The sequence below is a fragment of the Plantactinospora sp. A48 genome (genome assembly GCF_055793945.1).
Genome location: NZ_JBTIXF010000044.1, coordinates 37,467 through 57,078, shown reverse-complemented (window position 1 = coordinate 57,078; position 19,612 = coordinate 37,467). Strand labels below are relative to the sequence as shown.

The 19,612-nt window shown below is 69.6% G+C and carries 17 protein-coding genes and 2 pseudogenes; 9 read left to right on the top strand and 10 right to left on the bottom strand.

The window, feature by feature from the left end; all coding sequences use genetic code 11:
• Positions 1-242: 242 nt before the first annotated feature.
• Positions 243-1,301 (bottom strand): hypothetical protein, encoded by a 1,059-nt coding sequence (locus tag ACXN5W_RS21150; RefSeq protein WP_473160072.1) that lies wholly within the window; start codon positions 1,299-1,301, stop codon positions 243-245.
• A 77-nt stretch (positions 1,302-1,378) separates the two neighbouring features.
• On the opposite strand from ACXN5W_RS21150, the gene ACXN5W_RS21145 reads away from it, so the two are divergent.
• On the top strand, positions 1,379-2,239 hold the full coding sequence (locus tag ACXN5W_RS21145; protein ID WP_473160071.1) for an NAD-dependent epimerase/dehydratase family protein: 861 nt from the start codon (positions 1,379-1,381) through the stop codon (positions 2,237-2,239).
• Positions 2,240-2,348: 109 nt separating this feature from the next.
• Here ACXN5W_RS21145 and ACXN5W_RS21140 read toward each other — a convergent pair whose 3' ends face one another.
• Together ACXN5W_RS21140 and ACXN5W_RS21135 are read right to left on the bottom strand one after the other, a co-directional pair.
• Complete coding sequence (locus tag ACXN5W_RS21140; protein ID WP_473160070.1) at positions 2,349-3,317, bottom strand: sigma-70 family RNA polymerase sigma factor; 969 nt, start codon at positions 3,315-3,317, stop codon at positions 2,349-2,351.
• On the bottom strand, positions 3,314-4,732 hold the full coding sequence (locus ACXN5W_RS21135; RefSeq protein WP_473160069.1) for a DHA2 family efflux MFS transporter permease subunit: 1,419 nt from the start codon (positions 4,730-4,732) through the stop codon (positions 3,314-3,316). The genes ACXN5W_RS21140 and ACXN5W_RS21135 overlap by 4 nt, the downstream gene beginning before the upstream one ends.
• A 139-nt stretch (positions 4,733-4,871) precedes the next feature.
• Here ACXN5W_RS21135 and ACXN5W_RS21130 point away from each other — a divergent pair, with 139 nt between their 5' ends.
• Entirely contained in the window at positions 4,872-5,183 is a 312-nt protein-coding gene (locus ACXN5W_RS21130; RefSeq protein WP_473160068.1) for a hypothetical protein, read from the top strand.
• A 228-nt stretch (positions 5,184-5,411) separates the two neighbouring features.
• Here ACXN5W_RS21130 and ACXN5W_RS21125 read toward each other — a convergent pair whose 3' ends face one another.
• Positions 5,412-5,828, bottom strand: coding sequence for a VOC family protein (locus tag ACXN5W_RS21125; protein WP_473160067.1), 417 nt, complete (start codon positions 5,826-5,828; stop codon positions 5,412-5,414).
• Positions 5,829-6,054: 226 nt separating this feature from the next.
• On the opposite strand from ACXN5W_RS21125, the gene ACXN5W_RS21120 reads away from it, so the two are divergent.
• Both ACXN5W_RS21120 and ACXN5W_RS21115 read left to right on the top strand, forming a co-directional pair.
• The gene (locus ACXN5W_RS21120) at positions 6,055-6,813 is read left to right on the top strand and encodes an ATP-grasp domain-containing protein (RefSeq protein ID WP_473160066.1); all 759 of its coding nucleotides are present in this window, start codon (positions 6,055-6,057) and stop codon (positions 6,811-6,813) included.
• Between the two features lie 90 nt (positions 6,814-6,903).
• Entirely contained in the window at positions 6,904-8,805 is a 1,902-nt protein-coding gene (locus ACXN5W_RS21115) for a family 43 glycosylhydrolase (RefSeq protein WP_473160065.1), read from the top strand.
• Between the two features lie 158 nt (positions 8,806-8,963).
• On the opposite strand, the gene ACXN5W_RS21110 is transcribed toward ACXN5W_RS21115, so the two are convergent.
• Together ACXN5W_RS21110 and ACXN5W_RS21105 are read right to left on the bottom strand one after the other, a co-directional pair.
• Positions 8,964-10,109: a hypothetical protein gene (locus ACXN5W_RS21110; protein WP_473160064.1), complete on the bottom strand. Its 1,146-nt coding sequence runs from the start codon at positions 10,107-10,109 to the stop codon at positions 8,964-8,966.
• 161 nt (positions 10,110-10,270) lie between these two features.
• A pseudogene (locus ACXN5W_RS21105) lies at positions 10,271-10,399 on the bottom strand (beta-ACP synthase); the annotation flags it as partial.
• 276 nt (positions 10,400-10,675) lie between these two features.
• Between ACXN5W_RS21105 and ACXN5W_RS21100 the strand changes: the two are divergent.
• Both ACXN5W_RS21100 and ACXN5W_RS21095 read left to right on the top strand, forming a co-directional pair.
• A pseudogene (locus ACXN5W_RS21100) lies at positions 10,676-11,076 on the top strand (DUF3885 domain-containing protein); the annotation flags it as partial.
• 73 nt (positions 11,077-11,149) lie between these two features.
• Positions 11,150-11,557 carry a hypothetical protein gene (locus tag ACXN5W_RS21095; RefSeq protein ID WP_473160063.1) on the top strand — a complete coding sequence of 136 codons (408 nt, stop codon included), beginning with the start codon at positions 11,150-11,152 and terminating at the stop codon, positions 11,555-11,557.
• Positions 11,558-11,718: 161 nt separating this feature from the next.
• On the opposite strand, the gene ACXN5W_RS21090 is transcribed toward ACXN5W_RS21095, so the two are convergent.
• Positions 11,719-12,984, bottom strand: a complete 1,266-nt coding sequence (locus ACXN5W_RS21090; protein WP_473160062.1) for a hypothetical protein — start codon at positions 12,982-12,984, stop codon at positions 11,719-11,721.
• A gap of 76 nt (positions 12,985-13,060) precedes the next feature.
• Positions 13,061-13,249: a hypothetical protein gene (locus ACXN5W_RS21085; RefSeq protein WP_473160061.1), complete on the bottom strand. Its 189-nt coding sequence runs from the start codon at positions 13,247-13,249 to the stop codon at positions 13,061-13,063.
• A 300-nt stretch (positions 13,250-13,549) separates the two neighbouring features.
• On the opposite strand from ACXN5W_RS21085, the gene ACXN5W_RS21080 reads away from it, so the two are divergent.
• Complete coding sequence (locus tag ACXN5W_RS21080; protein WP_473160060.1) at positions 13,550-13,738, top strand: hypothetical protein; 189 nt, start codon at positions 13,550-13,552, stop codon at positions 13,736-13,738.
• 495 nt (positions 13,739-14,233) lie between these two features.
• Here the strand turns inward: ACXN5W_RS21080 and ACXN5W_RS21075 are convergent, their stop codons facing one another.
• Both ACXN5W_RS21075 and ACXN5W_RS21070 read right to left on the bottom strand, forming a co-directional pair.
• On the bottom strand, positions 14,234-15,175 hold the full coding sequence (locus ACXN5W_RS21075) for an alpha/beta fold hydrolase (RefSeq protein ID WP_473160059.1): 942 nt from the start codon (positions 15,173-15,175) through the stop codon (positions 14,234-14,236).
• Positions 15,168-15,635, bottom strand: a complete 468-nt coding sequence (locus ACXN5W_RS21070) for a hypothetical protein (RefSeq protein WP_473160058.1) — start codon at positions 15,633-15,635, stop codon at positions 15,168-15,170. Before ACXN5W_RS21070 ends, ACXN5W_RS21075 begins: the two co-directional genes overlap by 8 nt.
• Positions 15,636-16,079: 444 nt before the next feature.
• On the opposite strand from ACXN5W_RS21070, the gene ACXN5W_RS21065 reads away from it, so the two are divergent.
• The gene (locus ACXN5W_RS21065; RefSeq protein WP_473160057.1) at positions 16,080-18,893 is read left to right on the top strand and encodes an AfsR/SARP family transcriptional regulator; all 2,814 of its coding nucleotides are present in this window, start codon (positions 16,080-16,082) and stop codon (positions 18,891-18,893) included.
• Positions 18,894-19,005: 112 nt separating this feature from the next.
• The gene (locus tag ACXN5W_RS21060) at positions 19,006-19,530 is read left to right on the top strand and encodes a sigma-70 family RNA polymerase sigma factor (RefSeq protein ID WP_473160056.1); all 525 of its coding nucleotides are present in this window, start codon (positions 19,006-19,008) and stop codon (positions 19,528-19,530) included.
• Positions 19,531-19,612: the final 82 nt, after the last annotated feature.

Below are 19,612 nucleotides of genomic sequence, written 5' to 3'. Positions count from 1 at the left end.
TACTGCTGAGCAGCCCACGTCTCCTTCCCGCCCCACCGTCTCCCCCCGACGCCCCTCCCCCCCGACCCCCTCCCCCCCCCCCGCGCTCGTGTCGGGGCAGGACGCTCGTCGGGCGCGGTGAGCGGAAAGACCGCTGTGTCGGTATCGATGGTCCAGGCGTCGTGGTCGCACGCGATGATCATGCCCGATGTGCGGAGGCTCGGCTGGTGGGGTTCGACGCATCCGGCGGGTCGCTGACGTCGTCAGATGCTGTACGCGCCCGGCGACATCGTGGTCGATACGCCCGGGATCTGGGCCAGTACCCCGATTCCACGTACGACGGCGTCGCTGCGCCGGACACCCCCGACGATGTCGATGCTCAGCTCCGCGGCAACCGTACGGGCCGTGCAACTGGCCGAGAACTCGTCGAACGCTTCCTCCATGTCGTCACCGTGCAGTTCTTCGGGGCTACCGGAAAATCCCAGAGCATCCAGATGGCGACGCTCGATCGGTAACGGCTGCCCGATCGCCAAAGCCGGTGAGTCCTCGCTGTACCGCCGGATGGTCCGGCCCTTGTCCGCGATCAACCAGGCCGAATGGTCGGAGTATTCGGTGAGAAAGTACGCGTGTGCCTGCCCGTACCTGCTGCTGAGGTCCTCGACGATCTGCCGTACCTGCTCGGCTCGTTGGTCGTGGCTCGGGTCACACCACCGACCCGCAACGACGGTCCACCCGTTCAGTTCGGGGGTGACGAACACCAGCCCGTCAGGGTCGTCGAGGTGGTCGGAGACGACGCTGGAGGCGAGGGCGAACGTCGCCGGCCGCCTCACGGTCAACCCCAGAGCGGCGATGACTCCTCGCTGATCGCCACCTCGCACACACATCCACGCATCCCAGCACAGCATGAGGTTCAAGAAGGGTTCCAGTGGGGCTTTCACGCGCACCAGACGCTCCGCCGCGGCAAGGTCCGCCGGGTGCAGACCGGCCTCGCCCACAACGTTGACGAGGATCTCAAGCGCGGCAGCGCGCAGGCGGCCGGGGCCGTGCCGTCGGATGTGCTGCAACTGGGGAACGATCGTCTGCCCGAGGTCGACCAACCGCCACACGAGGCGACGACGTTCGGCCCACGGGCACCGCCGCAGCCGGTCCAGCTCGATTTCCAACTCGGCGCGGTTCTCGCTCATACAGTGAAGTTCTACCCTGCCTGTCGCAGAGCGGTTCGGCTGCCGCCCCGTCCGGTGCGGCACAGCCCACAGCCGGGCAACCGTCTGGCCGCGACCCGGTGTGGGGACTGCGGTCTCGGCGGCAGGCGGTTGGCGCACGGTCGTGCCACCTCCGCCATACGCCCGCACGTGCGGGTGGGGTCGACGAGGTGCTGCCCAACCGCACAGAATGATCTGTGCAAGAACGGCCAGACGAACAATCATCGATCCGTGTCGCGGTGGTCACCGGGACCTCGGGTCGGGTAGGCGCGGCGATAGCGGCAGCTCTTCATGCGGATGGTTGGTTCGTTCGTGGGATCGACCGAGTACCAGGCCGATGGACCAGCATCACCGGGGATCTCCGAAGCACCGACGTGCGCGGTGCCGCACTACCGCAGTCGGACGTCCTGATCCACGCCGCTGCCCTGCACGCACCACACGTCGGCCGAGTCGACGACCGGGAGTTCCGGGCCGTCAACGTCGACGCCACCGACGCGCTGCTCGAGGAAGCCGACCGGCTGGGTGTCCGGCGCATTCTTTACATCAGCAGCACCAGCGTCTACGGACACGCCCTGGTGCCCGTCGATGAGGCGGTATGGGTCGACGAGGCGCTGGAGCCGCGTCCGCGTGACATCTACGACGAGACGAAGCTGGCCGCCGAGCGGCTCGTCGCCTCGGCCGCCACGCCGTCAGTCACCTTGCGCATTGCCCGCTGCTTCCCGGAACCACCACCCGTACTGGCCACGCACTTCCTGCACCGGGCGGTAGCGTTGGACGACGTCGCGACGGCCGCTGTGCGCCTCACCGGACAACACGCCGCGACCGGAACCTTCAACATCGCCGGACCGTACCCCTTCACCCGCGCTGACTGCCCCGCCCTGCACCACGACGCGGCTGGCCTGATCGCAACGCGGCTTCCTGAGGTCGCGTCCGCCTTCCGCGCGCGGAACTGGCCGCTGCCCCGCAGGCTCGACCGGGTCTACGACTCCCACGCCGCTACCGAAGCCTTCGGCTACAGCCCCGCGCACGGAATCCATCAGCTCCTCGGCTTGCGCTGAGGCGGACGCATCGCCAGCACTCGTCTGCCGCTGACTTCCTGTGTCCGAGGGACACCGAACGACCTGGGCCGAGCGTGTCGTCCTGGTCCCCAGGATGAGGCGCGGCTGATCACGTGGATGCGGATGCCTCAGCGGAAGAGCGGTGAATCGGGAGGCTGAACGCGGTGAACAGGTCCGGCCGGTGGAAGGCGAGTACTGCGGAGACGCCCGCGGTGGTCAAGGTCAGTACCTGGATCGAGTGCGCGTGGAAGGCGCTGTCGTGGCCGCGGACGTACCACGCGAACGCCGGTTGCCCGTTCGCGGACGTCTCCACGATGATCCGTACGCCCTGCTCCGGCAACAGTTTCGCCCGGAGCAGGCGCAGGACGTTGTCGCGGCCGTTGAACCAGGTCGGGATCGGTGGCATCTCCCATCGAACGTCCTGAGTCAGCAGTTTCTCCAGCGCGGCCAGGTCCGCCTGCTCGAAGGCTCGGGCGTACTGGTCGAGCAGTGCCCGGCGCACCTGCTCGGGCGGTTCACTGAACTGGTCCTCGGCTGGTGCGAGCTTGGCCAGATCGGCGCGGGCCCGCTGGAGTGAGCTGTTGACGGCGGCCGTGGTGGTGTCAAGCAGATCGGCTACCTCGGACGCGGGCCAGGCGAGCACATCCCGCAGGATCAGCACAGCGCGTTGCCGGGGAGACAGGTGCTGCAGCGCAGCGACCATCGCCAGCCTGAGGCTCTGGCGGCCGCTCACCACCAGCGCCGGGTCGGCGCTCGGCAACCGGTCTGGCAGCGGTTCCAGCCAGCCGAGTTCCGGCGCACGCGCCTGCAGGTTGTCGGGGTCGGTGCCCGGAGCGCCCAGTGCTGAAGGCACCATCCGGCGGCTGCTGTGCCGCAGGGCGTTCAGGCAGGTCCGGGTCGCGATCCGGTAGAGCCAGGTCTTCACCGACGAGCGCTGCTCGAACTCCGCGTACCCTCGCCACGCGCGCAGGTAGGTCTCCTGCACCGCGTCTTCCGCGTCGTGCAGCGATCCGAGCATCCGGTAGCAGTGGCCGACCAGCCCCGCACGGAATTGGGCGAACTCGTTCTCCAGACTCATGCCTGCTCCCGCACCAGCGCCGGTTGGACGACCACCACACTCTGGCGGGAACCGCGCCGGGTGATGCCAAGTCCGGCAAGCGCGCCGAGCAACGACAGTACGCCGCAGCCGGCCAGCGCCCGGGCGAACCCCGTCTCGAACGACCCGTAGCCGCCGGCGGCCGCGAACATCGCACCCAGTACGGCGACACCGACCACCCCGCCGAGCTGACGCATCATGCTGTAAACGCCGGAGGCGATCCCGACGGCATCGCGGGGGAGTGCCCCGACGCTCGCGCTCTGCGTCGCCGGCATCGCCATCGAAACACCGCAACCGGCCACCATGAGCGGCGCGACCAGTTCGGAGTAGCCGACCGCGCCGCGGCTCACCACACTGATCCAGAACATGCCGGCCGCCTGCAGGGCAAGCCCGATCACCACCAGCGGACGTTCACCGATCCGATCCACGAGCCGGCCAGCGACCGGCGCCACCACGAACAACGTGGCCGTCCACGGCAGGAGCTGCAACCCCGCCTTCAACGGGCCTGATCCGAAAGCGACCTGCATGAACTGTGCGTTGAAGAACACCGCACCGTAGAGCGCCGCAGTCAGGAAGAAACCGGCTGCATTGCCCGCGGTGAACGCTCTCGACCGGAAGAACGCCGGCGGCACCATCGGCTGCCGCGCCCGCCGTTCCCACGCCGGGAAGCCCACCAGAGCGAGCCCGCCCAGCAGGTAAGACCCGATCACTTCCAGGCTGCCCCAGCCCGACGCGGCCCCGCGGACGGTGCCCCAGACGATGCCGAGCACGGCAGCGGTGATCAGCGTCGCGCCGCCGGGATCGAGCCGCCGGGCCGGGCCGGTGCTCTCCGGGATGAACCGCAGGACAAGGACGATTGCCAGGGCGCCGACCGGGACGTTGATCCAGAAGATCCACTGCCAGGCCAGGCCCTCGGTCACGGCACCGCCGACCACCGGGCCGCCCAGCACGGCCAGACCGGTCAAGGCGCTGAAGAGACCGATTGCCCAGCCGCGACGCTCGGGCGGGAACGCGGCACCGAGCAGGCCCATCGCCATCGGCATCACGGCCGCCGCGCCGATGCCCTGGACGGCTCGGGCGGCAATCAGCGCCGGCATCGACGGGGCCAGCGCACAAGCGATCGATGCGATACAGAACAGCGCCACGCCGGACGCGAACGTCCGGCGCCGACCCCACCGGTCGCCGATCGCCGCCGCGGTCACCAGCAACATCGCGAAGGTGATGCTGTAGGCGTTCACCGTCCACTCCAACTGCTCGACCGAGGCACCGAGATCCCGCCGGACACTGGTCAGTGCCGCCGCGACCACCAGCGCGTCCAGCGCCACCATCACCGCGCCGACTGAGGTCAGCCCCAGCACCCAACGTTGCTCGACGGTCGTCCGTTGCTTGCCGCTCACGCCGGTCCTCCAGAAGGTAGCTGTCATCGTTGTTGACAGCGGCGGAGCACCGAACTCATCGCGGACTCGTCCTGGCGATGAGTTCGTGACGGCAGCGCTGTCAGTAGAAGTGACAGCCAACGACTCGAGGAGTGCCGTGATGACCGCAGCAATGATCCGGTACCAGACGAAACCCGACGCCGCCGACGAGAACCAACGCCTGATCGAAGATGTCTTCGCCGAACTGGCCCACACCGCGCCGCCCGGCCTGCACTACAGCTCCTTCCGGCTGGCCGACGGCGTCACGTTCGTCCACGTGGTGGACGGCAACGGCCTGACCGAACTCGCCGCCTTCCAGGAGTTTCAACGCACCCTCGTCGACCGGCTGGCCGTGGGTTCAGCCCGCGACAGCGCCACCCTTGTCGGCTCGTACTCATCGGAAGGTGTCATCCGCGACCGTTACGGTAAATAGCGCGACGGCAGGCACGAAGGGTGCCCATCACCGCCAAACAGCAGCGGCCCGCGCCGGTCGAAAAGCCTGCACATGCGGGACAAGTTGATCGCTGCGCATATCTTTGCCGCAGATCGTGCAGGTCGGCCGCGACGACGGAGCCGGGTTCGACGGCCAGGCAGGGTGTGGGGGAGCGTCCTCGGCGGCCAGCATCGGCGTGTCGCACGGCGTGGTGCAGCCGTCAGCGGCTCAGGTAGAACCGTCCTCGTCGGGATCCGTGGGCGGCTGGAGTACGCAGAACTCGTTGCCGTCGGGGTCGGCAAACACATGCCAGGTCCAGCCGTACTCCTGGATGGGTTCGGCTGTGACCCGGCGGGCGCCCAGGGCCGTCACCCGGGCGGTCTCAGCGTCCAGGTCGGGTACCCGCAGGTCCAGATGCACCCGGTTCTTGGCGTTCTTGGGCTCCGCCACCCGTTGCAGGAGCACCTCGACGCCGTTTCCGTCGCCGGGTAGCAACTGCTGATAGCGACCCGGCGAGCTGGGCTCAGCACGATACCCGAGCACGCCGCACCAGAAGGTCGCCGACCGGTCCAGGTCGAGACAGTCCAGGACCACCGCCAGGACCACATCGTCTCGCCCGCCGAAGCGGGCCGGCCCGTTACTCATGGCAGCACGCTACGGCGCCCGGTCAGGGCAGCGCTCAGTGGCCCACCGCGGCCATCCACCCGGATCCGCCACTGCCGGTTCGAGGTGGTGGGATAACCGTTGGATGTCGTCCGGCCGGTCGGGGAGTATCGGGAGCGTGCTGCTTCTCGTTCCTGGCGATCCGCTTCGGCCGCGTCGCCCGGATGAGCATTTCGGGCCGGAGGCACAAGCGGCTCGGGAAGCTGGCTTGAGTGTTGCGGTGGTTGACCACGACGCGCTGGCCCGAGGCGACGTGGAACGGGCGGTTGGGTCCGTACCGGCTGGTGACCGGGCCGTCTACCGGGGCTGGATGCTGCGTAGCGATCGGTACGGGGGTTTCGTCGAGGCGTTGGCCCGGCGCGGTGTGGCCGTCCGTTCGACTGCTCAGGATTATCGGCGGGCGCATGAGTTGCCTGGTTGGTATCCGGCCCTGGCGGCCGTCAGCCCACGATCGGTCTGGACCGTAGGTGTGGATCGGGCCGGGTTCGACCGAGCGCGGCGGACGCTCGGTGCGGGTCCGGCAGTCGTACGGGATTACGTCAAGTCGGCGAAGCACTACTGGAACGAGGCCGCCTATGTTCCGGATGTCGGCGACGGGGACACCGCGTGGCGGATTGCGAGCCGTTTGCGGCAGTTACGCGAGGATGACTTCGTGGGCGGGTTCGTCCTGCGGGAGTTCGAGTCGTTCGTCTCGGCTGAGGTGCGTACCTGGTGGGTGGATGGCCGGTGCAGGTTGGTCGGATCGCACCCTGATACCCCGAATGACTCGCCACCGGAGGGGCTTGGCCTGGACTGGCTTGCTCCGTTGATCGGCGCGTTGGGTCTGCCATTCGTGACGGTGGACCTGGCGCTGCGCGCCGACGGCGTGTGGCGGGTCGTGGAGGTTGGTGACGGGCAGGTCAGCGACCGGCCGATCACCATCGAGCCGTCCACGTTCATCGCAGCGTTGCTCGGTGCGTCGAGCTGAGCCTGTTCTGTTACGGCGGCGGTACTGAGATGGTGGTCGTCCAGCGGGAGATTCGTGACGCCACCTGGGACTGGCTGACCATCTTCCGCGATGCTGACCGTCGTCGGATCCAGAGACCAGTCATCAACGCCAGACACCGAACGGAACAGGTACGTCATGGAAGACAGGGTTCTCGTCTACACCCGAACACCGCTCGACGAGTACACGGACTCGCTGAGCAGCAGCATCCACCTCGCGTTGAGCGAGGACGGGGCACCGTTCGAGCCGCTCAACCAGAACTACGGGATCTTGTTTCCCGATGCCACGGTGAGCGAGCACAACACGATCCTGGAGAAGGGCGCCAAGAACCCCTTCCTGTTCCGCACGAGGGAAGGCGGGTTCGGGCTGGTCGCCGTCCGCGTCGCACCCCGGGGAGCACCGGACGAGGAAAGCCGTGGCTGTGTCCTGGTGTGGACGTCGACCGATCTGACGGAGTTCCGATCCCGAGGGCTCCTTCGGTTGCACAACTCGCTGCACGTCGATGCCGTCGCGTGTCAGTACGACGAGGCGGTCGGCGCGTACGAGTTTCTGTGGCGAGACACCGACGGAAACACGTACGTGAACCAGGCTGTCGACCTCGCGGGAGGAGGATCGAAGGGACCCCGGCCGGCATCCCAGTTCCCACAGGTGGCGGACCCCGGCAACCTGACGCACATCAACCCGGGAAACGTGCTCGCGGTGGAACCGTCGATCGCGCAAGCCGTTCGGGACCGGTGGACGCCCTTGGTGCATACGGAAACCCGCCTCCCCAAGACTGTCGTCGCGTCCTCCCGGTCGGAACTGGCCGCGGTGAAGGCGACAGCCGTCTACTCCGACGGCTCCACGGCCGACAAGTCGGTCGCCTGGGACACCGGTGCGGTGGACTTCTCGGCGCCGGGAACCTACCGAGTCTCCGGCACGGTGCAGACTCCCGTTCACCCCTTCCCATTGGCGCGCGGATACGCGGACCCGGTGATTCTGCCCTGCGAAGGGAAGTACTACTACCTCGCGACCAACGACAACGTGGACGACATCGGCCTCCACGTCCGGGAGTCCGAGACGATCAACGGGTTGTTCGACGACGGGTTCCGCGAGCAGGTGATCCTCGACGCGGACGAGAGCAAGGGCTTCGTGCAGACCTTCTGGGCCCCTGAGTTCCACCAGATCGGCGACGACCTCTACATCTTGTTCGCCGTCAGCGGCACGGAGTGGGGGCCACAGTGCCACATGATGCGACTCAAGAAGGGTCACGACATCATGCGCGCCGACAGCTGGGAAACCCCCGTACGGGTCCGGAAGGCCGACGGCTCCTACCTGGCCGAGAGCGGCAGCATCACCTTGGACATGACCTACTTCAAGGCCGACGAGAGATGCTTCCTCGTCTGGTCATTCCGGACGGGTCTGGGCTCGCCGATGGACTCGGGCAGCATGGTCTACATCGCGGAGACGACCGTGGCTGACCCCACCCGTCTCATCAGCGCACCGGTGTTGCTGACGCGCCCGCTGTACGGCTGGGAGAACGTGCAGGGAACGATCAACAACGAAGGCCCGTACCCGTTCCTGACCGACGAGACCGTGTACATCGCGTACTCCGGTGGAGCGGCCAGAGGCTACACCTACTCCATCGGGATGCTGAGCATTCCCCGAGGCGGTGACTACCTGGATGCCTCCGCATGGTCCAAGGCGATCACGCCGGTCCTGAACTACCAGTCGGTGGAAGGGCTCTACGGTGCCGGGCACAACTCCTTCTTCACCGACTACGACGGCAACACCTGGATCTGTTACCACGCGGTCGCCTCGCCCGTGGGCCACGATGTGGTCTCGTCCGCGATGCACCGGGTCCACTTCGGCAGGGACGGGGTTCCCGTCTTCAACCTCAGCCCGGCCCGCGACCTGCGAGAGGAACTGACCGATGTTCGCCTCGAAGTGGTGGTGCCTGATGTCGGTCGGAGGACCGGCCCCACCTCGGGCTGACGGCATCGGCGAACGCCCTGGGCGGCACCCGGCGCTGGCGGGGAATCAGGCCATCGCCTCCCGGCGGGCCGCCGGATCGACCGGGAGAATCCGCTGTCGCTCATCGTGGGTTCGGTGCAGCGCAGCGGAATCTCCCGGTCGTCCGAAGGGGTTTCGGGTCAGGAGGCGGGCCGGGACACGAAGTCGGTCAGCGAGACGGTGATCTCCTGCCGGTTGGCCCGGTACGAGATGCAGTAGCTGGTCGGGTACCAACCGGCCTCCTGCCAGGCCGCCGGGAGCTTCAGCGGCTGGCAGGACGGGGCGACCCGCCCGGCGGCGAGGTCCGTCAGCCACGCCTGCCGGACCATCGGCTCGTAGAAGGTCACCTTGCCCGAGTAGGCGCCGTAGATGAAGGTGTGGGTGAACGGCTGGCCGTTGAACTCCGGGGAGTTCGGATCGCCGAGGTGGTTGCCCATGCCCGGCAGCACCGAGTCGATGTCCACGTAGTCGGCCGGGCGGTAGCGGTCCGGGACGGGCATGCGCCCCTCGGCGTAGTCGGCGCAGTCGACGAGGAAGGCACCGCACGGACCACTGTCGATAGCCTCCGCCTCCGCCCGGTCCTGGACGTAGAAGTGCAGGTCGAAGTGGGGTACCCCGTAGACCGCCTCGGGGGCGTGCCCACGCGGGTCCCAGTTCAGCATGGCCCACTGGAACGGGCCGCCCACCACCTGCCGGAACCGCTGCGGCAGGTCGAGCTGGTACGCGTGTTCGTGGAGGCACTCGGTGGCCGGGTCGGTGACGCCGTCGCCGTTGGCGTCGTAGCAGTGCATGCCGTCGGTCGGCTCCACCGGCAGACCGCCGAGCGCCTGCCGGTCCAGGACGAAGCCGAGGCTCACCGGGCGTTCCCCGACCAGCTGGGAGTAGATGCGCACGGTGCCGTCGCCGAGCGGCTTCGCGGGGCCGTAGTCGGCGCACGGGCCCGGATAGGAGCGGGTGTTCCGGTAGAGCGCCTCGGCCACGGCGGCGGGCAGTCGTACCGTGCGTTCCTGCTCGGGGTGCCCGATGACCAGGCACGCGTCGACCAACCCGTCCCGACCCACGGTCGACTGCGGACCGACAACGTACGCGACGGGCACGGTGGCCGGGTCCAGCGGCGGCGGGGCGACGGTCGTGTGGGCCGGGTCGCCGTGGCGGTGCCCGGCGGACGCCGCCGTCGGGGCGACGGACGCACCACCGGGGAGCTGGGCGGCCAGGGTGATCAGGCCGGCGATGGCGGCGGTCGCCGCGATCGCCCGGCGGGCGTAGGGCGCGGAGTTGAGGGGCACAGTGACGATTCCTCTCGTGGGGGTGTGGTGCGGGCGGGCGGCCGGGTCAGGCCCGGCAGGTCGGCAACCGGCCGTCGTGGTAGGCGACCATTTCGCCGAAGACGCCGATTACGTCGAGGGGGCGGCCCGGTTCGCCGCCGACGATCTCGGCGTACGCGCTAGGCCACCAGCGGCACGTAGTCCAGGTCGCATTCCGGGTCGGTCTTGTGCAGGTTCGCCGTGGGCGGCACGGCGCCGTGCTCGATGGCGAGCAGGGAGGCGGCGATCTCGACGGAGCCGATCGCGCTGATGACGGCCTCGCTTGGCCCCACCCGGACGGGGCGGATTCAGGCGGTCGTCGCAACAATGCTGGTGAACGAAACTGGTGAACGACTACACCGCTGAGCCTAGCGAATGCGGCAACAGTGCCATCAGCGACGGCCCGCCCCGGCTTGCCGGGCGCGCGAATCGCGGTATGAGCGGATACCGTATTGCTGGATTTCTGGTCCTGGTTGATGATCGACGTCGTGATCGATCCGACCCGGCTGTCAACGTTGTGAGATCAACGGTGGCCGGGATGCTCCAAGCTGCCCTATGATCTGCGGGAGATCCGGGACCGGTGGGTGCGGTTCCACACCTTGCCGGGCTTGAAGCGCTACCCCGACACAGAAGCTGAGTACGGCATCGTTCTGGAGCGACACAACGTCGTCTTGGCGGACTTGGTGACTGGTCTCGCCGTGCTGGTGATAACCGCCGGCTATTCGGACCAGCCCGACCCGCAGGGACCCGACCGCTCAGCCGAACCATCGCAGCACATCCGTCCGGATCATATTGGACGAGCGTCTGTGTCGGGGACGAGCCGGATCTCGAAAGCTGGATGCATCTCTATGCCAGCGAAAGTCCCTGGTCACGGGGCTGCCTTGACCCCTTGCTGCGCCGCGTGGCCGACGATGTCATCGGGAATGTCCTTGTCGCTGACGTAGCTCTGAGCTGGCTCTACCAAGGATTGCAGTCGTCGCGGCATGAGCGGATGCACCGGCTCAACCACTACCGTCCCGGCTGTGGCAGCCAAAGCAGCGGGAGCGTTTCGCCGGACGCCGATCGAGCGATCAGACCAACGGGTCGCGTGGGAACGCACGGATCAAGCCTTCTTCGCTGCCGGAGCTTGTCACATTCTCGCCTGGGTCCGCCGGGACTCCTGTCCAGACCGGCCGATCAAGATAACCGCGGTGCACCATCCCGGTGAGCAGCAGATCTTCCACACCTACGCGGCCTGGGACGGCTGGGTGTTCGACCACTCCGGCTGGATTCCCGAGCCGGAACTGCTGGCGGTCAACGTAGCCTTCTCCTCGATGGAAGCGATGCGCGCCCTGAAACGACGCCTGTCCGACATTGTCTACCGCACCGTGATCAACGACGCGGTCGCCGCGGCGGCGGGCCGGGGGAGGACAACGAGGAACGGCAACTGAGTCCAGCGTGACCGGCTCACATCCCCCAGCCGGCTCTTCGGAGAAGTCACATCCCGAACCCGCCGAAACCCAGAATAGAACCCTCCTCCCGGCGGTGTCTTGACACCGAGGGGAGCCAGAATGGCGACCGCCTGATGTGGGCCGCTCTTCACGACCGATGCTCAGCTGTCGGACTGGTTCTTGGCCCACCACGTCAGCAGCAGGACGGGTATCGCCAGCGCGATGGCCGCGCCGACGACCGCCATGATCGGGTAGAGCACGTTCGGCCGCCCCCGGTCGGTAGACCACCCGGCCTGACCGAAGGCCAGGCTGAGCACCGCGATGGCGGTGGCCAGCACGGCCAGCGCGAAGTCGACGGTCGGGTTGAAGCCGCTGAATGCTGGCGCGAGGATGTGGACGGCCGGGTCCCGGAGCAGCAAGTCGTACAACCCGAGCGGCGACGGCACCGCCCGGAGCACCGGGGTCGCCAGCCAATCGATGAGGAATTCGGTCCGGTAGTGCGGGTCGATGACCGTCGCGGTCAGTGGCATCGAGAGCGCGACGCCCAGCCCGGCTGCGGTGTCCAAGCACTCCGCCTCTTTCCGCCCGGCGCTCCCGGCCGACGCGAACGGCAGGACGATCGTCCGGCCGACGTGCCCGAACAGTGCGACCACGGCGCCAAGCGCGATCAGCACGATCGCGAGGAGGAAGACGAGCGAGACAATCACGGCGATGACCGGTCCGACGTAGGTGGCGATCCATCCCGTGATCACCTCGGCTATCCGGTGCAGCAGGGCGAACAAGCCGTCGAACACACCGAGGCGCCAGGCCAGGCCGAGAGCCGCGACCACGGCCACCATGACGGCTGCGGTCGGCCAGCGGCGACCGCGGTGGATGGCGGCGATCGCCGCCACCAGCCCGGCGATCGCTGCGATCCCGACCAGCACGAGAAGGATGATCGCGAGCACCGGACTGATCCAGGCGATGAAGCGCCCCACCTCGTGGAAGAGCCAGCGGGCCACCCGGAACAGCGCCACCGCGAGCTCGGCCGCCCAGGTCAGCGCCGGCAACGCGATCAGTCCGGCGAGCACCGCCCCGACGCTCACCACGAACGGCCGCCAGGTGCGGGCCCGCGCCGAGCGGACCAGCGCCGCGCACCAGAGCACCGGCCCGGCCAGCAGCGCGGCCATCGTGAGGTACTTGGTGAGGACGCACACCTCGGGCCGCCGAAACCACGGCTCTGTGCCGTCGGCGAGCTTTTTCAACTCGGCCAGCACGGCGTGGCCGACTGACGGGCCCACGTTCATGCGGGCCGCGGCGTCAAAGAGCTCGGGCAGCGTCATCACCAGGTACGCCAGTCCGATCAGGACGATGATCGGCAGCCACCCGAGTTCGAATCCAAGCCACCGGCTGACGGTACGACGAACCGATGGTGCACTGGTCGACACGTATCCGATGCTGCCGGGTGGTTTGCGGTGTCACCAGCGGGCGTTCAGGTGCTTCACTCAACCGTCGGTCGACCAGTTACTGACCGAGACGCGCAGGACCTGCCGCGTCGGCGGGGGCACCGGTGTCGAGATGGTCAAGCAGGGCGGCCTGGACGCGGCGGCGGCCGAACGCGGCGATGGCGGGTTTGACCAGTTGCCGGTTGAAGCTTGGATTCGGCTCGTATACCGCGGCTCGGATCAGCGGGTCGAACCATTCGTCGGGCATTCCGGGAGCGCCGGTGGGTGCTTGGCCCGGTGTGCGACGGTCTCACCGATCATCCGCCGGGCACGATGATGCCAGAACAGACCGTCGTCGGGCGCGTCGACGTCCGGAGGTTCGGCGCCGACGAGGTCGAGGAGTTCCCGTAGCGAGTGGTGATAGACCGCCGAACGATCAACCGTACGACCGGGTAACGACTGGAACGTAGCGGGCGTCTCGTTCGTCGATGCCACGGGCGACCATGGTGACCATCGTTCCTCAACCCGACCTCACGCAAGCTTCCCAGCTCCTGGCCAGGTGATTACCGTGACGCAGAGCGACGCTCGGAAGCGGCATGAGGATGCATCTGGTCAAGCGGCCCTGGCGACACTCGGCGCGCGATCGGTGGCAGACGAGGGGATCCTCGGCGATCCTGATTGGGTGGATGTGAACGAACTGGTCGGTTGTTTTGTCGTGGAGGTCGGCGTGCTGCGCGGGTGGTCGAGTCTGCGGTAACGCCCGGACATCGCCGATCCGCTGGGCCAGCGACCCTACCTGACCACAGTGGCCGGGCTGCCCGACACCTTCCGGTGCTTGATCGAGCATCCGCACATCGCATGTCCGGATGTCCGGGGCGATGCCCAGCGCGAGCGCGGGGATCCGGTGGCCCCGCCAGCGCCGCGGGCCGGCCAGCAGCGGTTTCGGGCACGGTGACATCCGGTGCGCTGGCCACAGACGAGATCGGCGATGCTGACCGGGCGGGCACGGTTCACTTCGGACGATCAACGGGGTGTAGCGGAAGTCGAGGATCATCTGAACTGTCCTGCCCGTCCTGCTGCCACCGGTCCCGGCCGGGTTCGGCGAGCGTGCGCTGCTGGGTTGGTCGGTGGCGGAGCCTCGGCGGTCCGGCGCCTGCTGACGGTGACCAGCCACGTCCCCGGGGCGGCTGGCGCACCGTCGTGAACGATCCCGCGATGCAGGCGACGACCCACCCGGCCAGGCCGGTCCGACCTACGCCGGGAGGCGGGCTCCTGCGGGTCGCCCTCTGTCGTGAGGGCTGAGGAAGTCGGTGATGAGGGTGGCGATTTCCTGTGGGCGTTCGGCAACCATCGCGTGACTGGCGCCGGCGAGATGCCGCACCCGCAGCGACGGGTTGTCCACGGCGGCAAGCCGTTCGGCGGTGGCCCTGCGGTAAGCCTCGTACAGGCGGTGGAACGGCTGTTGTTCGGGCAGGTCCTCGGTGGCGAGAACGAGCAGCAGCGGGCAGCGGACGGCGCGGTAGGCGGGTATCAGGTCGAGGGAGTTCATGGCGTCCCGGAGCTGCCGGGTGAGGTCCGGGGCGGGCCGCAGCCGGCTGCGGCCGTCCTCGCTGGGCACGAGGTTGCGCTCGAAGGCCGTCGCCCAATCGTCGGGTGCGGCGCCGTAGCGCTGGGCCATGGCTCGTTGCCCCGCAAGCATGGTGGCCACCTGCTCGGCGGTTAGCGGCTCGGCCAGCATCGCGGCCATCCCGTCGAAGACGGCTCGCAGCTTGGCCAGCTCGGTCTCGGCCTGCTCCGGGTCCAGCCCGGCGAGCTGGTCCGGACGGTTCACTGGCGGATTGCCGTCGAAGCTGACGGCACCGGGGCACTCCGGGTGACGCTGCGCCCAGAGGGTGGCGAGCATGCCGCCGAGGGAGACGCCGACCACCGCTGGGGAGGCGAGGTCAAGGTGGTCGGTGACGGCGGCCAGGTCGGCCAGTACGTCGTCCCAGTGCCACGGGCCGTCTCCGGACCGGCCGTGACCGCGCAGGTCGACGGTGACCACCCGGTGGGTCGGGCGCAGGTGCTCGGCGAGGGTGGCCATCTGGGCGAGGTTTCCGCCGGCGCCGTGCAGGAGCAGCAGCGGTTGCCCGGGTCCGCCGAAGTCGCGGATCGCGATGGGCACGGTCCCGGAGTGGACGATGGTCTCAGGCACGTCGGGTTCCTTCCTTGAGCAGTCGGTCGCGTACGGAGGCGCAGCGCACGCCGCCGTCGGGGTGGCGGGCGAGCCTGTCGCGGGAGACCAGGTCGTGGACGCCCTGGCGGGTGATGCCGAGCATGGCGCCGGCCACCGCGTACGACACGGATTCGGCGGTCGGGTGGCCGACCCGTCGCGCGACGGCCTGGCCGAGCGGGGTACGCCACCAGTCGACGGGTGGGTCGAACGGTCCGTCCCCCGGGTAGAGGGTGGAGATCGCGCGCATGATCACGCCGACGGCTGCTCGGTCGTCGCCGCTGACGATTGTGGTGGCCCAGGATCGGGCCCGTTCCCGGATGACGGCGCGCAGCGGGTCGATGGCGCCGTGGTCGTCGGCCAGGATTTCGAGGGGGTCGAGCAGGCGGACGTCGATCAACCGGATGAGATGCTCGGTCAGTTCCTCGTGGGTTGGCCCCATGCTGCCTCCTCCGCTACTTGACGCCAATCGTCAAGTACTTGACGTCGAGTGTCAAGTGCGATGGCGCGAGCACGGCGGTACGGTCGACCGGCGCCCGGGCAACAACGGCGCCACCGCTATGCGGGGACCGCCGATGATCGCGGCGGCGACGCGCGCCGTCGTGGACCGGTTGATCAGATCGGCGGACGGGTTCCACACCTGGATCGGCTCGGTGGGCGCGCGGGAGCTGGCGGAACGGTTCACCGCGGGCTCGCCTCACTGTGGACAGATCAACGGGCGTAGGAACCTCGATGGGCGGAAGTCCACGTCCGGTCGCGAGACACCACAAAGCGGACGCCAGCACCGGCTCTGAACAGGCGGTGCCACAGCCTGGTCGCCGCCCCGCAGGCCCCGGACCTGCGGTCGCCAGCTCCGGCGACGGCTCGGCCGGTTACCGTTGCCGGTGTGCGGGCGGAGGCAGAGGCGGGTGAGACGATCGGTTTCTCGGTGCTCGGTTCGATCAGGGTCGTCCGCGCCGGTGCCGAGCTTCGGCTCGGCGCCCGCCAGCAGCGCCTGGTGCTCGCGCTGCTGCTGGCCCGGGCCGGTTCACCGGTCTCCCTGGCCGAGCTGGTCGACCTGCTCTGGGACCAGGCGGCCCCGGCCAGCGCCGCGAATGTCGTGCACCGGCACGTTGGGGAGCTGCGGCGGCTGCTCGAGCCCGGTCTGCCCACCCGGTCGGCGGGCCGGCACATCCTCCGCGAGCTGTCGGGCTATCGGCTGCGTGCCGACGAGGAGTCCCTCGACCTGCTGAAGTTCCGATCGCTGAGCCGGTTGGCCAGCCGGTGCCTGCAGGACGACGACGCTGAGTCGGCGCTGCGGCACTCCCTCGACGGCCTGCGGCTGTGGCGCGGCCCGTGCGCCGCGGGCCTGGAACCGGCCTCCCGCCTGCATCCGACGTTCCTCGCCGTGGAGGCCGAACGCGCCCAGGCCGTACGCGAGGCCGCCGACGCCGCCGAGCGCTGCGGCCGGCTGAGCGCGGTGCTGGCGCCGTTGCGGCAGGCCGCGGGGCAACACCCGCTCGACGAGTCGCTGCAGAGCCGGTTGCTGTTGGCACTCGCCGCCGACGGCCGCCAGGCGGAAGCCGTCGAGATGTACCGGGAGGTGCGCCGCCGCCTCGCCGAGGACCTGGGCATCGATCCGGGCGAGGAACTGCGGGAGGCGTACGACCGGCTGCTGCACCAGCGCACCCACCCGACGCGTACCCGGTCGTCGTCGCCATTTCCCCGGCCCGCGCAGCTGCCGCCGGAGCTGCCCTTCTTCAGCGGCCGGGACGACCTCGTCGCCGAGGCCCGGACGGCGGTCGGGCGGCCGGGTGGGCCGGTGGTGCTGGCGATCGACGGCATGCCCGGCATCGGCAAGACCGCTCTCGCCGTCCACCTCGCCCACGAGTTCGCCCCCGACTATCCGGACGGGCAGCTGTACGTCGACCTGCGGGGATACGACGGGCGGGAGCCGGCGATGAGCCCGGCCGAGGCGCTGCGTGGCTTCCTCGGCTCGCTCGGGGTGCCCCAGGACCGCATTCCCGCCGAGCTGCACGCCCAGGCTGGCATGTACCGCAGCAGCCTCGCGGGCCGGCGCCTGCTGATCGTGCTCGACAACTGCCGGGACGCCGAGCAGATCCGGCACCTGCTGCCGGGCGCCCCCGGCTGCCTGGTGATCGTCACGAGTCGCAGCCGGCTGAGCACCCTGCTGACCACGGCCGGCGCCCACCCGCTGCGGGTCGGCGTACCGAGCGTCGACGAGGCCCGCGCGGTGCTCCTGGGGCCGCTCGGCGCCGGCCGGGTCGCGGCGGACCCGGTCGCGATCGACGCCATCATCGCCAGCTGCGGGCGGTTGCCGCTCGCGTTGGCCGTGGTGGCCGCCCGCGCGGCGAGCCTGCCGCGGACACCAACGGCGCAGATCGCCGCCGAGCTGGCCCAGGCGCCCCGCAGCCTGGACGGTTTCGACGGCGACGACTCGCAGACCGGCCTGCGGGCCGTCTTCTCCTGGTCCTACCGGGCGCTGTCCGCCCCGGCCGCCCGACTCTTCCGGCTGCTGCCGATCCACCCCGGCCCCGACATCTCGACCGCCGGGGCGGCGGGCCTGGCGGGCGTCCCGCTGCGGAGCGCGCGGACGCTGCTCGGCGAGTTGAGCCGCGCGCACCTGATCAGCGAGGATCTGCCGGGCCGCTACCGCACCCACGACCTGCTGCTGACCTATGCCACGGAACTCGGCGAGGAGAACGACAGCCCGGCCGAGCGCGCCGCCGCGGAGCTGCGTTGCCTGGGGTTCTACCGGGCCACCGGCTATCAGGCGCACCGTTGGCTGCTGGCCTCCGAGTACCACCCGATGATCGAGCCGGGGCCGGGCGAGACCCCGCTGCACTTCGCCGACGACGCCGACGCCATGCGGTGGTTCACCGCCGAGCGGCAGGTCCTGATCGCGCTGGTCGGCCGGGCCGCCCGGCAGGGCCGGCACACCGAGGCGTGGCAGCTCGCCCTGGGCATGCAGCATTTCTTCGAACGCAGCGGTCGATGGGCCGACTGGACGACGACCGGCGAGGTTGCCCTCGACGCCGCCCGGGCGGGCGGTGACCTGGTCGGGCAGGCCCGGACGCACCGTAGCCTGGCCGGGGCGGCCTACTTCCGGCACGAGCACGAGACCGCGATCGGGCATCTCGACCGGGCCGTCGAGCTGCTCGCCCAGCTCGGCCTGTACGACGAGATGACCCGGGCCGGGATCAACCGGGCGATGATCCTGCGCGCTCAGGGGCGACAGGAGGAGGTCGTCCGGGCGCTTTCCACGGCGCTCGGGGCGGGCGGAGACGACAAACTGCTCGCGGACGTCCTGGTGATCATGGCTGCGAGCTACGCCGAGCTGGGCCGGGAGGACGAGGCCGTGCGCTGCGCCGAGCAGGCGATGGCGCTGTCGCGTGGCGCACAGTACCGGCTCGGCATCGCCGAGGCGTGGGAGGCGCTCGGCCAGGTGCATGTCGCCCGCCGGGAACTCGGCAAGGCGGTCGACTGCTGGCGCGAAGCGGCCGTCGCCTATCAGGAGGCGTCGGCGTCGGCGCCGGCCGCTGAGGTGCTGGCGCTGCTCGGCGACGCCCTCGCCGCCGCCGGGGACCAGGACGCCGCGGTGGGGGCGTGGCGGGAGGCGCTGGCCCTGATCCCGTACGCGCAGACCCGGACCCGACGGCGGCTGGCCGACCTGCTCGCGGCGGCCACGTCGCGTCCGTAACCGACTCCGAACGGCGACGGCACTCGATCCGCACTCGCGCGTCAGTCCATTCGCATCGCGCGTCCCTAGGCTCGCCGCATTCACCGTCACTCCTGATCGTGGGGGAGATCTCGTGCTGGGGGCACCCGACGCATCACCGGCCGGCCGGGCCGAGCGGATGACCGCGCTGCACGCGGACCACGCCCGTGCCGTGCTGCGTCTCCTGCTCGTGCTGACCCGTGGCCAGCCACAGACCGCCGAGGACCTCCTTCAGGAGACGATGTTGCGGGCCTGGCGGCACCTCGACTCGGTGCCGGTCGAGCCGGATGCCGCCCGCCGCTGGCTCCTCACCGTCGCCCGGCGGCTCGTCATCGACGGCGTACGGCTGCGCCGGGGCCGTCCGACCGAGGTCCAGCTCGTCGACATGACCTGGATTCCCGCCGGTGACGACACCACCGGCACCGTCCTGGCGGCGTACGCCATCCGGCACGCGCTCGGTCGGCTGAGCTCGGCGCAGCGCAGTCTGCTCTCCGAGGTGTACGTGGTCGGGCGGTCACCGGAAGAGGTCGCGGGCCGGCTGGGCGTGCCGATCGGCACGGTGAAGTCCCGGACCCACTACGCCCTGCGCGCCCTGCGCACCGGCCTCGACGCGGCCTGAGCACCAGCCTCGACGCGACCTGAGCGCTGGCCCCGATGTGGCCTGAGCGGACGACTCCGCCCGGCCGCCGACGGTCCGGCGG

What these genes read in the sequence shown, in the direction of transcription:
- ACXN5W_RS21115 (WP_473160065.1), top strand. Translation starts at nt 6,904, where the DNA reads ATGCTGACCGTCGTCGGATCCAGAGACCAGTCATCAACGCCAGACACC.
- ACXN5W_RS21140 (WP_473160070.1), bottom strand. Translation starts at nt 3,317, where the DNA reads ATGAGTCTGGAGAACGAGTTCGCCCAATTCCGTGCGGGGCTGGTCGGC.
- ACXN5W_RS21070 (WP_473160058.1), bottom strand. Translation starts at nt 15,635, where the DNA reads ATGGGGCCAACCCACGAGGAACTGACCGAGCATCTCATCCGGTTGATC.
- ACXN5W_RS21130 (WP_473160068.1), top strand. Translation starts at nt 4,872, where the DNA reads ATGACCGCAGCAATGATCCGGTACCAGACGAAACCCGACGCCGCCGAC.
- ACXN5W_RS21085 (WP_473160061.1), bottom strand. Translation starts at nt 13,249, where the DNA reads ATGCCCGACGAATGGTTCGACCCGCTGATCCGAGCCGCGGTATACGAG.
- ACXN5W_RS21125 (WP_473160067.1), bottom strand. Translation starts at nt 5,828, where the DNA reads ATGAGTAACGGGCCGGCCCGCTTCGGCGGGCGAGACGATGTGGTCCTG.